Origin of the sequence: Streptomyces sp. NPDC058864, from assembly GCF_042742985.1 — a bacterium.
Lineage (GTDB): Bacteria > Actinomycetota > Actinomycetes > Streptomycetales > Streptomycetaceae > Actinacidiphila.
The window spans coordinates 62,122-75,402 of record NZ_JBHYMQ010000038.1 but is presented as its reverse complement, the minus strand read 5'-3'; the positions used below and the strand labels follow the sequence as shown (position 1 = coordinate 75,402).

The window sequence follows — 13,281 nt, the reverse complement described above, 5'->3', positions numbered from 1 at the left end:
GCATCGGCGGCGGCCCCGGCGCCCGCCGCCGCGGCCCCGCCCGCGCAGGCCCCCGCCCCGGCACAGGCCGCCCCCGCCGCCCCGACCGCGCAGCCCATCGGCGACGCCTCGCGCGTCCACCAGATGTGGCCCACCGTCCTCGAGGCGGTCAAGCGGCTGCGGAAGGTGACCTGGATACTGCTCGAGCAGAACGCCCGGCTCGTCGGCTTCGACGGGTCGACGCTGCAGATCGGCTTCGACAACCCCGGCGCCCGCGACAGCTTCGCCAACCGCGGCCACGAGGAGGTGCTCAAGCAGGCGATCACCGAGGCCCTGGGCGTCCAGTGGCGCATCGAGGCGATCGTCAGTCCGGGCGGCGGCCCCGGAGGCGGCGGCGCCGGCCCATCGGGCCCGGGCGGTGGCTCCGGCGGGCCCCGTCCCGGCCCCGCCTCCCCGGCACCGTCCGCACAGCAGCCCCATCAGCACCAGCAGCCGCATCAGCAGTCGCAGCAGCAACCGCACCAGCAACCGCACCAGCAGTCCCAGAACCCGGGGCCGTCCCCGGCAGCTCCGTCGCCGCCCGCCGCGGCGGCGGCCCGTGCGGCGGTCAACGCCGCGCCGGCGGCGTCCGCCTACCCGCCCCTCGCCGACGAGCCCCCGCCCGTCGAGTACGACATGCCCGAGGACGACGACCCGGACCTGGACGAGACGGCGCTCAGCGGCCACGACCTGATCGTGCGCGAGCTGGGCGCGACCTTGATCGAGGAGATCGCCAACGAGTAGCCGCGGCGGCCCCGTTCCTCCTGTGGGGAACGGCACAGCCGGGGCGGAACGGGCGACGCGCGCCGCTCGTTCCCTCGTACGGGTAGCGCGAGCGGGGCCCTGAGCACGTAGGCTCGCCCTACCCGCACAACCGACGTCGTGAGGCAGGAGCGAGACCGTGATCCCCGGTGGTGGTCAGCCGAACATGCAGCAGCTGCTCAAGCAGGCACAGAAGATGCAGCAGGACCTCGCGGCGGCCCAGCAGGAGCTCGCCGAGACCGAGATCGAGGGCACGGCGGGCGGTGGCCTGGTGAAGGCGACCGTGACCGGAGCCGGCGAGCTGCGGGGTCTGGTCATCGATCCCAAGGCGGTCGATCCTGAGGACACGGAGACGCTGGCCGACCTGGTCGTCGCCGCCGTGCACAACGCCACCGCGAGCGCGCAGGAGCTGCAGCAGAACAAGCTCGGCCCGCTCGCCCAGGGGCTCGGGGGCATCCCCGGCCTTCCTTTCTAGTCACGGGCGAAGAGGGCACAGCGTGTACGAGGGCGTGGTTCAGGACCTGATCGACGAGCTGGGCAGGCTGCCCGGCGTGGGTCCCAAGAGCGCGCAGCGGATCGCCTTCCACATCCTTCAGGCCGACCCCGCCGACGTCCGACGGCTCGCGCACGCCCTGAGCGAGGTGAAGGCGAAGGTCCGGTTCTGCGCGGTCTGCGGCAACGTGGCGGAGGCCGACCAGTGCCGGGTCTGCCGTGATCCGCGCCGCGACCCGGCCGTCATCTGCGTGGTCGAGGAGTCCAAGGACGTGGTGGCGATCGAGCGGACCCGTGAGTTCCGCGGCCGCTACCACGTGCTCGGCGGCGCGATCAGCCCGATCGAGGGGGTCGGCCCGGACGACCTGCGCATACGGGAGCTGCTGGCGCGGCTCGCGGACGGCACCGTCACCGAGCTGATCCTGGCCACCGACCCCAACCTCGAGGGGGAGGCGACGGCCACGTATCTCGCACGCATGGTCAAACCGATGGGACTGAAGGTCACCCGTCTCGCGAGCGGCCTGCCGGTCGGCGGCGACTTGGAGTACGCCGACGAGGTCACGCTCGGCCGGGCCTTTGAAGGAAGGCGGCTGCTTGATGTCTGACAACGCCCTGGACCCCGACGACTTCGCCTCCTCGATCGCGGACCAGATCGAGAGCTTCATCCTGTCGGTACGGGAGGTCGCCAAGGGCGACGACCCCGACAGCGCGGTGCCGTACCTGCTGCTGGAGGTCTCCCAGCTGCTGCTGGCCGGCGGCCGCCTCGGGGCGCACGAGGACATCGTCCCGGATGAGCGCTACGAGCCCGACATCGGCCCGGAGCCGGACGCCGACGAGCTGCGCCAGCGGCTCGCGGTGCTGCTGGAGCCGATCGACGTCTACTCCGAGGTCTTCGACCCGTACGTGCCGCGCAGCACGCCGGTGGCCTGCCGGATCTCCGACGACCTCGCGGACGTGGTGACGGACCTCGCGCACGGCCTGGCGCACTTCAGGGAGGGCCGGGTCAGCGAGGCGCTGTGGTGGTGGCAGTTCTCCTACCTCTCCAACTGGGGGCCGACCGCCTCGGCCTCGCTGCGGGCCCTGCAGTCCCTCGTCGCCCATGTGCGGCTGGACAGCCCGCTGGACGCGCTGGACGGCCTGGACACCGACCACGGCGCGGACGACGAGGAGAAGCTCGCCGCCGAGGCCGGCCGCGTGATGGCCGCCGAGATCGCCAAGCCCCTGGGGCTGCGCCCCAGCCGCTGACCCCGGACCCCGGACCCCGGACCCGCTCCCAGGACCCCGGACCCGGTCCCAGGACGCCATCGCGCCCGTCCCCTCCCGAGGGGGCGGGCGCGCGTCCGTACGGGGGCGACCGGGGCCGTAGTGACCGGGAGCACGTGGCCCGGCGTGCATACCCCGGCGTGTCCTTGGGCAGATGGCCCGCAGAGTGGGCTTGGCGTCTCAACATGTGGTATTGAGGGGTCCGTACCGGCCTGCTCGTTAGACTGAGCCGAACGCAGTACCGGATTTGAGGAGCGCACGTGGGCCTTGTCGTGCAGAAGTACGGCGGCTCCTCCGTTGCGGATGCCGAGGGCATCAAGCGCGTTGCCAAGCGGATCGTCGATGCCAAGAAGAGCGGCCACCAAGTGGTCGTCGTGGTCTCGGCGATGGGCGACACGACGGACGAGTTGATCGAGCTCGCCGAGCAGGTATCTCCGATGCCTACCGGCCGCGAGTTCGACATGCTGCTGACCGCCGGAGAGCGGATCTCCATGGCCCTGCTGGCGATGGCGATCAAAAACCTCGGACACGAGGCGCAGTCGTTCACCGGCAGCCAGGCGGGTGTCATCACCGACTCCGTCCACAACAAAGCGCGCATCATCGACGTCACGCCGGGCCGCATCCGCACCGCGCTCGACCAGGGCAACATCGCGATCGTGGCCGGCTTCCAGGGCGTCTCCCAGGACAGCAAGGACATCACGACGCTGGGCCGGGGCGGCTCCGACACCACCGCGGTGGCGCTGGCGGCGGCCCTGGACGCCGAGGTGTGCGAGATCTACACCGACGTCGACGGTGTGTTCACCGCCGACCCGCGCGTGGTGAAGAAGGCGCGGAAGATCGACTGGATCTCGTCCGAGGACATGCTGGAGCTGGCCAGCTCCGGCTCCAAGGTGCTGCTCCACCGCTGTGTGGAGTACGCCCGCCGATACAACATCCCGATCCACGTCCGGTCGTCGTTCTCCGGCCTCCAGGGCACTTGGGTCAGCAATGAGCCGCGAGAGGACCAGAAGGGCATGGAGCACGCGATCATCTCCGGTGTCGCGCACGACACATCCGAGGCCAAGGTGACGGTCGTCGGTGTGCCCGACAAGCCGGGCGAGGCCGCCGTGATCTTCCGGGCGATCGCGGACGCCGAGATCAACATCGACATGGTGGTGCAGAACGTGTCGGCCGCGGCCACCGGCCTGACCGACATCTCCTTCACCCTCCCCAAGGCCGACGGCCCGAAGGCGATCGAGGCGCTGAAGCGCGTCCAGGGCGGCATCGGCTTCGAGACGCTCCGCTACGACGACCAGATCGCCAAGATCTCGCTGGTCGGCGCCGGCATGAAGACCAACCCCGGTGTCACCGCGCAGTTCTTCGAGGCGCTGTCCAACGCGGGCGTCAACATCGAGCTGATCTCGACCTCCGAGATCCGCATCTCGGTCGTCACCCGCGCCGACGACGTCAACGAGGCCGTGCGCGCCGTGCACTCCGCGTTCGGCCTGGACAGCGAAACCGACGAAGCGGTCGTCTACGGAGGAACGGGCCGCTGAGCACCCCGATTCCGGTCGGGTGACCCAAATCCCTGGTCTATACCGCTTGATCGGAAGCCTGTAGGCGCCAGACAATTTCAGCTCCCTGTGTGTCGCAACCGCGCGACGCACAGGGAGCGTCCTTGTGTCAGCGCACTGCCCTACTGTGCTGCAGGCCGGGCGCGGCGCAACAGCGCCAGCAAAAAGGGGCATTGGGGAAGAGTTGGTACGCATGCGCATATGTGCTACACCGTCAAAAACGGTGCCTCGGGCGTACAACCCTGACGGGGGGACGCGTGTCCAACAGTCGTGGCAGAGGCACTCGGCATCGAAGCACCCCTCGTGGGGCGGGGCAGCGCTCCGGCGCGCCCGCACGTCCGGCGGCCGTCGCGCGCAGTCGGCGGCATCCCGGTGATCGCGCCCTGGCCTGTGGCGCAGGCCCCCTCGGACCGCGGCGACACTGACGACGCGATGTCAGTCGGGACAACCGTCGACCACCTCACCGAGACCTACCGGGCCCACTACCGCTCGCTGCTCGGCCTCGCCGCGCTCCTGCTGGACGACACCGCCTCCTGCGAGGACGTCGTCCAGGAGGCTTTCATCCGCGTCCACTCGGCCCGCAAGCGGGTCCGCGAACCCGAGAAGACCCTCGCCTACCTCCGGCAGACCGTCGTCAACCTCTCCCGCTCCGCACTGCGCCGCCGGATCATGGGCATGCGGCTGCTGTCCAAGCCCATGCCCGACATGGCGAGCGCCGAGGAGGGCGCGTACGAGGCGCTGGAGCGCGACGAACTGAAGGCGGCCCTGCGCAAGCTGCAGCGCCGGCAGCGCGAGGTGCTCGTAATGCGCTACTTCGCCGACATGACCGAAGCCCAAGTGGCCGAGACCCTCGGCATTTCCATAGGCTCGGTCAAGGCGTACGGCTCGCGCGGTCTCGCGGCGCTCCGCGTCGCGATGGAGGCCCCGGCATGACCAACCCGAACCCACCCGGCGGTATGGAACCCGAGAACGACATCAGCGGCGGCAGCCCCGAGGTGCGGCTCAGCCCGGATGAACTGGCGCTGCGCCGGCTCATGCACGACGCGGTGAGCGACATCCAGCCCGGTCACGAGGCGCTGGACCACCTGCGCCGTGCGGTCCCCGCCCGACGGGCACACCGCCGGCAGCTGCTGGCCGGCACCGCGGCCGCTTGCCTGCTGGCGCTGGTCGCGGTCCCCGCGGCCCTCCACGCGGCGAACCTCTCCGGCTCCACCGAGACCGGGGCCAGCAACGCCTCCAGCGCCCAGGACACCGGTGGCACCCACGGCGACCCGGACGGCCCCGCCGCCGGAGCCGGCACGCCCAGCCCGTCCGTCGGCGACGACCGCCCCGACGAGAGCCCCACGCCCACCGGCGACACGCACCAACAGGTCACCCCCGGGTCCTCGGACCCCGCGGACCCCTCCGACACGCTCGCGGCCAACGCCCCGGTGTGCGCCACCGACGACCTCGGCGACGCCTCCGGCTACGCCGGCGCCGCGGACGGCTCGGGCCGGGTCAGCGGCTGGTTCAAGGTGGGCAACGTCTCCAAGGACTCGTGCACCGTCGACGGCGGCGGTTCGGTGACCTTCAGCGCCCAGGGCGCGGCCGAGCCCGCCCGCATCAGCGTCGTCGACCACACCCCGAACGACGGCACCTCACTGCCCGACTCCCTCGGCACGACGCTGATCCTCAAGCCCGGACAGAGCTACCGGGTCGAGTTCACCTGGGTCCCGGCCGCCGGCGGTGCGGGCGGCTGCACGCCCCCGTCCACGCCGACGCCCACCGCGACCGCCACCAACAGCCCGTCCGGCGAGGCGTCCGCGCCCCCCGCGAGCGACAACGGAGCCGGTCAGAGCGCTCCGGCGGCCGTCGTGCTGAGCCACACCCCGGAGGCCGGAGCTCCCGTCGTCAACGCGACGATCGACGGCGCCTGCGCCGGGACGGTGTACAAGACTGGCGCCGTCGCCGCCCAGTAGCGGGGGGCGGTTCCCGGGGACGGCCGGGCGCCCCGTACCGTTGACGGCGTGTACCGGTTCCTGCTGTCCCCCCGCTGGCTGGGCGGGCACCTCTTCACGGTGTGCGCCGTGGTCGTCTGCACGTTCATGGGCAGCTGGCAGCTGAGCCGGTTCGAGGCCCGCGTCGACAGCCACCGCGCCGCCCAGGACACGCCCGCTGCCGCCGCGCGCGACGCGGTGCCGCTGGAGCGCCTGCTGCCGCGGGCGACCTCCGCGGTCACCACCGAGACGGCCGGCCGCACCGTACGGGCCACCGGCCGCTACGACACCGCGCACCAGTTCCTCGTCCCCGGCCGCGAGCTCGACGGACGCACCGGCTACTACGTCCTCACCCCGCTGCGGACCGGGGGCGGCCAGGCCGTCCTGCCCGTCGTGCGCGGCTGGCTGCCCGGCGACGCGGACCGCGCGTCCGCCGCCGACGTGCCGGCGGCGCCCGCCGGCGAGGTCACCGTCACCGGGGCCCTGCAGGCCCCCGAGGGCGCCGACACCGACGGCGCGATCGGCAGCGGCGGCCTCCCCGAGGGACAGCTGGGGATCATCAGCGCGGCCTCCCTGGTCAACCTCGTCCCGTACCAGGTGTACGGCGCCTGGATCACCCAGACCGAGGGCGTCCGCGCGCCGCTGCGGGCCGTCCCGCCGGTCGCGCCGAGCGGTACGGGCCTGGACCTCAAGGCCTTCCAGAACCTCGGCTACACCGGTGAGTGGTTCGTCTTCGCGGGCTTCGTGGTCTTCATGTGGTTCCGGCTCGTCCGGCGGGAGGCCGAGACCCGGCGCGACGCCGAGCTCGGCCTCGTCGCGGAGGAGGGGCCGGCCCCGGCCTCAGCCGCCGAGGTGGCGCCGGACGAAGTCCAGCTCCAGTCGTAGCTGCTTGATCCGCTCGTCGACGACGAGCGAGCCGTGCCCCGCGTCGTAGCGGTAGACCTCGTGCGCCTTGCCCAGGCCCGCCAGCCGCTCGACGTAGTTGTCGATCTGCCGGATCGGGCAGCGCGGGTCGTTGAGGCCCGCCGAGATGTAGACCGGGGCCTTGACCCGCGCCACGTACGTGATCGGCGAGGACGCCTCGTAGCGGTCCGGGACCTCCTCGGGGGAACCGCCGAACAGGGTGCGGTCCAGCGCCTTCAGCGCCTCCATCTCGTCGCCGTACGCCGTCACGTAGTCCGCGACCGGCACCGCCGCCAGGCCCACCGTCCACAGCTCGGGCCGGGTGCCCAGCCCCAGCAGCGTCAGGAAGCCGCCCCAGGAGCCGCCGGACAGCACCAGCCGGGCCGGGTCGGCGAAGCCGGACTCCACCGCCCACGCCCGGACCGCCTCGATGTCCTCCAGCTCGATCAGGCCGACGCGGTGCTTGAGCGCGTCCGTCCACTCCCGGCCGTAGCCCGTGGAACCGCGGTAGTTGATCCGCACCACCGCGTAGCCGTGGTCGAGCCAGGCCGCCGGCCCGGCGGCGAAGGCGTCGGAGTCGTGCCAGGTCGGCCCGCCGTGGATCTCGAACACCGTCGGGTACGGGCCCTCGCCCGCCGCGGGCCGCTGGACGAGCGCGTGCACCCGGCCGCCCGGCCCGTCCACCCACACGTCCTCCACCGGCAGCGACCCGGGGGCCCGCTCGCCGGGCGCCTCCAGCACCACCGCGCCGGTCGTCGACCGCACCTCGGAGGGCGCCGCCGCGGACGACCACAGGAACTCCACGGTGCCGTCGGGGCGGGCCGTGGCGCCGCTCACCGAGCCCGCCGGGGTCTCCAGCCGGGTCAGCTCCCCGTCCGCCAGCCCGTAGCGGTAGATCTCGCTGCGGGCCCGGTAGGAGTGCACCACCAGCAGCGCGGTGCCGTCCGGGTACCACTCCGCCGCGACGTCACCGGGCAGGTCGATCGCCAGCGGCGTCTGGGTGCCCGCCGTGACGTCCCAGACCATCGGCTCCCAGCGGCCGCGCCGCTGGTGCGCCACCAGCAGCCGGGCGTCCCCCGGTACCGGGGCGAACCCCAGGCACTCCAGGCCCAGTTCCTTCGTGCCGCCCTCGCTGTCGTCCAGCTCCGCGACCGTCGTGCCGTCCGTCGTGACCACCCGCAGCGCCGAGTGCATCGCGTCGCCGTGCTCGGTGTGCTCGACGACGACCAGCGTGCCGTCCTCCGACAGCGCGCCGACGCCGCCCGACTCCTCGTGCCGGTAGATCTCCACCGGATCCGCCCCGGGACGCACGACGTGGACCGTCGTGCCCTCCTCGTCGGTGGAGCGGCCGACCACCGCCAGCCCGCCGCGGCCCAGCGCCAGCCCCGCGGGGTACGAGGGCTCCAGGCCGGGCGCGGCGGGCTCGTCCGCACCGCCCTCGAAGGGCTGCCGCATCCAGACCCCGAACTCGTCCCCGTCGGTGTCCGCGAACCACCACACCCAGGCGCCGTCCGGCGTCAGCGTCCCGTCCGACGTGCCGTTCGGCCGGTCGGTGACCTGCCGCTGCGCCCCGGTCGTCCGGTCCCACGCGTAGAGCTCGTACGTACCCGTCGCATTCGACACGAACAGGCTGCGGTGGGGGGCGTCCTCCGCCCACTCCGGCAGTCCGACGCGTGGCGCCCGGAAGCGCTTCTCCCAATCCGGCATCCCAGCCATGACGTCGCTCATGGCACCATCAAACCCGATCGCGCCCCGCAGCGGACCGTGGCCGTCGTCACCCGCTGCGCTCACGTCCCGGAAGGACGATCAGCGCCGTCCCCCGCCCCAGGTCCACCCGTGACCGCGGGGGAGCCCCGTCGCCCTCCTCGTCGCGCAGCATCAGCGTCGCCCGGCGCTCGTCCAACTCGCTCCGCTTGCCGGGGGAGAAGCTCGCGTGCAGCTGCTCGAAACCAGTCGAGGAGACCTGCCCGCTGCGTCCGCCCCACCGGCCCGCGCGCAGCACCTGGTCGACGAAGGCCACCCCGATCAGCAGGATCACCAGGCCCGGCAGCGTCATGAAGACCACGAACTCGACACCCATGGCCCTACCTTCGCACAGCGACGCCGGCCCGGACGGCGCGGCGGCACCCGGCTACCCTCGCGCCATGACAGCCGCCGAACAGCCCCTCGTCCCGCCGGGCTTCACCGTCCCCGACCCGCCCGCCACCGACCGCTTCCGCCTCGAACCCCTCGGTCCGCGGCACAACGCCGCCGACCACGCCGCCTGGACCTCCAGCATCGACCACATCCGCGCCACCCCCGGCTTCGAGGGCCGCTCCTGGCCGCCGCCGGACGGCATGACCCCGGAGGCCAACCTCGAGGACCTGCGCAAGCACGCGGAGGACTTCGAACGGCGCACCGGCTTCACCTACACCGTCCTGTCCGTGCCCGGCGGCGAGGTCATCGGGTGCGTGTACGTCTACGGCTCCCGCGACGAGCCCGGGACCGCCGACGTCCGCTCCTGGGTCAGCGCCCCGCACGCCGACCTGGACGCCGAACTCCACCGCGTCGTCGCCGGCTGGCTGGCCCGCGCGTGGCCCTTCGAGCGCATCGCCTACGCGCCCCGCTGAACCCCTTCCGCAGCGCCCCGGGGATTCACACGTTCGGCCCACCCGGGGCCGCCGCCACGCACGACGTGTGATGGGGTGATGACGCAGCGGAGTCGCGGGGGGCGCGTCCGAACGCTCCGCGACACGACCGGACGATGCCCCCCCCGGGCCGGTCCCGGCGCCGCGTCCGGCGGTCCCCCCCTCACACGGGCACACGAGGAAGGCGTGGCGATGATCGCTGTCCTGGACACCGACGGGATACCCCGGCGCAGGCTGCGCGGCGCGCTCGCGGTGCTGAGCACCTGCGGGCTGCTGCTGACCGCGGCCTGCGCCACCACCGTCCCGCCGCGGCCCGCGCCCGAGGCCGGCCGGGCCGCGGCCGCGGACCCCGCGGCGGACGTACCCCCGGAGCTGCGGCGCTACTACGAGCAGCGCCTCCACTGGGCGGCCTGCCAGGACGTGCCGGGCTTCCAGTGCGCCACCGTGACGGTGCCCCTTGACTACTCCCGCCCGGAGGCGGGCGACATCACCCTGACCGCGGCCCGCGTGCGGGCCACCGGCGACGCCGCCGCCAGGGTCGGCTCCCTCCAGATCAACCCGGGCGGCCCCGGCGAGTCCGCCGTCGACTACCTGGTCGCCGCCGCCGGCACCTTCTCCCCGGCCATGCGCTCCGCGTACGACCTGGTCGCCGTCGACCCGCGCGGCGTGCAGTACAGCACCCCCGTCGACTGCGACACCGACACCCCGGCCACCCCCATGGGCTTCGGCCTGCGGGTCTCCGGCGGCGCGGCGGAGATCGCCGACTCCTACGAGGCGTTCGAGGAACTCGCCGACGCCTGCGAGAAGCAGGCCGGGAAACTGCTGCCCCACCTCGGCACCCCCGACGCGGCACGCGACATGGACGTCGTGCGGGCCCTCCTCGGCGACGAGCGCCTGCACTACCTCGGCTACTCCTACGGCACCTACCTGGGCGCCACCTACGCCGAGCTCTTCCCCTCGCGGGTCGGCCGCATGGTCCTCGACGGCGCCATCGACCCCGCCCTCGACGGCTACCGCGAGAACCTGGACAGCACCGCCGGCTACCAGGTGGCCTGGGAGTCCTTCGCCGCCGACTGCGCCGCCCGCCCGGACTGCCCGGTCGGCCACTCCGTCGCGGAGGCCGGGCGCGTCCTCGACGGCCTGGTGGACAAGCTGGACGCCGGCCCGCTGCGCCAGGGCAAGGACATCGCCGTCACCGGCGAGGACCTCCTCACCGCGGTCATCACGGCCCTGCGCGAGGCGTCCTGGGAGGAACTGCGCACCATGCTGCGCCAGGCCCTGGCCGGCGACACCGCGGAGTTGCAGCAGTTCGCGGGCACGGACGAGGACACCTCCGGCAACGCCACGGACGCCCTGCTCGCCGTCGACTGCCTCAGCGCCACCCTCGGCGCCCGCTTCTCCAGCGCCGAGGCGGAGGCCGCCCTGCCCGCCTTCCTGCGCGCCTCGCCCCAGTTCGGTGCCTCGCTGGCCACGTTCCTGGTGCTCTGCACCCACTGGCCCGTACCGGCGACCCAGGCCCCGCACCCCATCGCCGCCCCCGGCGCCGCCCCGATCCTCGTCGTCGGCACCACCCGCGACCCCGCCACCCCGTACTCCTGGGCCCAGTCCCTCGCCCGCGAACTCGACTCCGGCCGGCTCCTCACCTACGACGGCGACGGCCACACCGCCTACCACCGCGGCAGCCCCTGCGTCGACGACGCCGTCGACCTCTACCTCACCCACGGCGAACTCCCTGCCCCGGGCACGGTCTGCGGCTGACAGGCTTGCTGAGAGGTCCCCTCCGTTGATCGACGTCCTGGTCTTGGCCCCATGGCTGGGACAACCAGGTCAACCGTGCTTGCTATCAAGCCCGAACACCAACACGGCCGCCCAAGCAGACACTGGCTCCATCCGACGTTTCCGCTGGTAAGGGTCTGCTGTGAAGGGGCCGCGCGCGCTCCGCCCACACGATATATTCGATCATGTATACTGATACATGATTCCATGTATATGGAGGTGGAGTTCATGAGTCGAACCGTCATTGATCTCGACGACGAGGCTCTGGAGGCCGCGGCAAAAGAGCTGGGCACTTCCACGAAGCGGGACACCATCAACACGGCTCTGCGTGAGATCGTCGCCCGTAATCGTCGCCTGCGCGCCCTGCGTGAACTACAGGATCTCGGGGATGAAGGCGCCCTCGATGTCGAACTCCTCTTGGACAAGCAAAACTACCGCGGTGGTGGTTCCGCCCGATGAGTGTGGCCGACTACCTCATCGATACGTCGGCCCTTGCTCGTATGCTATTGCGTCGGGCAACTCAGGAGTGGGAAGACCGGATGGGTGCCGGGTTGATTGCCCTGTGCGACCTTACCGAACTGGAAATCCTCTACTCCGCGCGTTCCGTGAAAGACCGCGAGGCCGTCCAGGAACGACTGAACCAGTTCTCGTGGTGCCCCATGCCCGACGGCATCTACCGGCGTGCGCGCGTCGTCCAGCGCGAGCTCACCGCCAAGGGGGAGCACCGCAGTGCCGGAGCCGTCGACCTCATCGTGGCGGCAGTCGCAGAGGAAGCAGGGCTCACGCTGCTGCACTACGACCGCGACTTCGAAACCATCGTCCGCACCACCGGGCAGCCGGTCCGAATGATTGACCTGAGGTAGCCGGTCGGCCAGTTTTCCAAGATCCATGGCCATGGCAGACGTCTTGATCCACACCGCCCGAACGGCGAACCCAGCCCCGGCAGATGCGGCAGAGCTTCGTGTTGGTGCTGTCGGACTGGGGTGCCGCCGGACGAGATGTCGTGCCTGGTCCAATAACAAGCAGAGCCGGTCTCCCCAAAGGGGAAACCGGCTCTGACCTGCACTTTACGAAGTCGGGGTGGCGGGATTTGAACCCACGGCATCTTCGTCCCGAAGCAATGGGAGCGCCCCTGTGACCTGCGGCTGCACTGTCCCTGAGCTGCGAGAACGGTCCGTAGACGTTCGTGGTTGTACGCCTCGGTGCGGGGCCGCTGTAGCGCAGTTAGGCACTCAGTCGGTGTGGTCTTGCTACTTGTCTAGACGGCCAGTAGCGCGGCGAGCAACGCAGCCGCCACTGCAGAGAAGAGCCGCGGCTTCCTCCAGCCCCGCCCGGAAGCCTGGCGCGTCAGTTCCCAGACGCCCACAAGTACGCCACCCGTGCCCAACGCGCTCCGCAGCAGGAAAACGGCGGTGTGCACAGGGATCCTCCAGTGGCTGTTCCCCGTGGGTCCCCGCTCGGCACCGCCTCACCTGGCACGGCTGCGGCACGCCGGGTCCCCTCGATGCGAACTATGGGCTCGACTGTCGCTGAGGGTCGCTTCACTGTTCAGCAGAGTTGGCAGGGGTCCCACTCGGTTGACTGCGGTCTGCCCGGTTGCTGTACCCCGTTGCTGTACAGCGACTTCTGGGGGAGCCATGACCGGACTGCCGGCGAGCGTGGACTGCGACATTCTGGAGGGGCGCACCGTACTCGCCGTGAAGACGATACGTGAGTCACGAGGATGGTCGCTCCGTGAAGCGATTGATCTCTGCCATCAGCGCTACGAAGAGCTTCACCCTGAACCGGACTCAGCCCGGGAAACTGACGGGCTCCGCGTGCTGAGGTTTGAGCGGGATGGCTCTTTGGTCGTGTTCGCGGGACTGCAAGGCGGGGCAGCAGCTAATCACGCCGATCCGTGACGGGTAAAAA

General features: G+C 71.8%; 14 protein-coding genes and 1 pseudogene. 13 read left to right on the top strand and 2 right to left on the bottom strand.

The window, feature by feature from the left end:
- The 8 genes and pseudogenes from ACFW3D_RS25965 to ACFW3D_RS25930 all read left to right on the top strand — a co-directional run.
- Positions 1-762, top strand: a pseudogene (locus tag ACFW3D_RS25965) (DNA polymerase III subunit gamma and tau); the annotation flags it as partial.
- A gap of 157 nt (positions 763-919) precedes the next feature.
- A complete protein-coding gene (locus tag ACFW3D_RS25960; protein WP_078619825.1) occupies positions 920-1,255 on the top strand; it encodes a YbaB/EbfC family nucleoid-associated protein in 336 nt (111 codons plus the stop codon).
- Between the two features lie 22 nt (positions 1,256-1,277).
- On the top strand, positions 1,278-1,877 hold the full coding sequence (gene recR / locus ACFW3D_RS25955) for a recombination mediator RecR (protein WP_500507594.1): 600 nt from the start codon (positions 1,278-1,280) through the stop codon (positions 1,875-1,877).
- Entirely contained in the window at positions 1,870-2,517 is a 648-nt protein-coding gene (locus ACFW3D_RS25950; protein ID WP_500507592.1) for a DUF5063 domain-containing protein, read from the top strand. The genes recR and ACFW3D_RS25950 overlap by 8 nt, the downstream gene beginning before the upstream one ends.
- Before the next feature lie 278 nt (positions 2,518-2,795).
- The gene (locus ACFW3D_RS25945; RefSeq protein WP_500507590.1) at positions 2,796-4,070 is read left to right on the top strand and encodes an aspartate kinase; all 1,275 of its coding nucleotides are present in this window, start codon (positions 2,796-2,798) and stop codon (positions 4,068-4,070) included.
- A 288-nt stretch (positions 4,071-4,358) separates the two neighbouring features.
- Positions 4,359-5,021 (top strand): SigE family RNA polymerase sigma factor, encoded by a 663-nt coding sequence (locus ACFW3D_RS25940; protein ID WP_500507588.1) that lies wholly within the window; start codon positions 4,359-4,361, stop codon positions 5,019-5,021.
- Positions 5,018-6,046, top strand: coding sequence for a hypothetical protein (locus ACFW3D_RS25935; RefSeq protein ID WP_500507586.1), 1,029 nt, complete (start codon positions 5,018-5,020; stop codon positions 6,044-6,046). The genes ACFW3D_RS25940 and ACFW3D_RS25935 overlap by 4 nt, the downstream gene beginning before the upstream one ends.
- A gap of 48 nt (positions 6,047-6,094) precedes the next feature.
- Positions 6,095-6,949, top strand: a complete 855-nt coding sequence (locus tag ACFW3D_RS25930; protein WP_500507584.1) for an SURF1 family protein — start codon at positions 6,095-6,097, stop codon at positions 6,947-6,949.
- On the opposite strand, the gene ACFW3D_RS25925 is transcribed toward ACFW3D_RS25930, so the two are convergent.
- Together ACFW3D_RS25925 and ACFW3D_RS25920 are read right to left on the bottom strand one after the other, a co-directional pair.
- Positions 6,905-8,695, bottom strand: a complete 1,791-nt coding sequence (locus ACFW3D_RS25925) for a S9 family peptidase (protein ID WP_500507582.1) — start codon at positions 8,693-8,695, stop codon at positions 6,905-6,907. The genes ACFW3D_RS25930 and ACFW3D_RS25925 overlap by 45 nt on opposite strands.
- 46 nt (positions 8,696-8,741) lie before the next feature.
- Positions 8,742-9,047 (bottom strand): DUF6191 domain-containing protein, encoded by a 306-nt coding sequence (locus tag ACFW3D_RS25920; RefSeq protein ID WP_500507580.1) that lies wholly within the window; start codon positions 9,045-9,047, stop codon positions 8,742-8,744.
- Between the two features lie 64 nt (positions 9,048-9,111).
- Between ACFW3D_RS25920 and ACFW3D_RS25915 the strand changes: the two genes are divergently transcribed.
- From ACFW3D_RS25915 to ACFW3D_RS25895, 5 genes are all read left to right on the top strand, one after another.
- Positions 9,112-9,576 (top strand): GNAT family N-acetyltransferase, encoded by a 465-nt coding sequence (locus ACFW3D_RS25915; protein ID WP_500507578.1) that lies wholly within the window; start codon positions 9,112-9,114, stop codon positions 9,574-9,576.
- 210 nt (positions 9,577-9,786) lie between these two features.
- Positions 9,787-11,352: an alpha/beta hydrolase gene (locus ACFW3D_RS25910; RefSeq protein WP_500507576.1), complete on the top strand. Its 1,566-nt coding sequence runs from the start codon at positions 9,787-9,789 to the stop codon at positions 11,350-11,352.
- A 246-nt stretch (positions 11,353-11,598) separates the two neighbouring features.
- Complete coding sequence (locus ACFW3D_RS25905; RefSeq protein ID WP_500507574.1) at positions 11,599-11,829, top strand: type II toxin-antitoxin system VapB family antitoxin; 231 nt, start codon at positions 11,599-11,601, stop codon at positions 11,827-11,829.
- Positions 11,826-12,233 (top strand): PIN domain nuclease, encoded by a 408-nt coding sequence (locus ACFW3D_RS25900; protein WP_500507572.1) that lies wholly within the window; start codon positions 11,826-11,828, stop codon positions 12,231-12,233. Before ACFW3D_RS25905 ends, ACFW3D_RS25900 begins: the two co-directional genes overlap by 4 nt.
- A gap of 774 nt (positions 12,234-13,007) precedes the next feature.
- The gene (locus ACFW3D_RS25895; protein WP_500507570.1) at positions 13,008-13,271 is read left to right on the top strand and encodes a hypothetical protein; all 264 of its coding nucleotides are present in this window, start codon (positions 13,008-13,010) and stop codon (positions 13,269-13,271) included.
- Positions 13,272-13,281 lie beyond the last annotated feature (10 nt).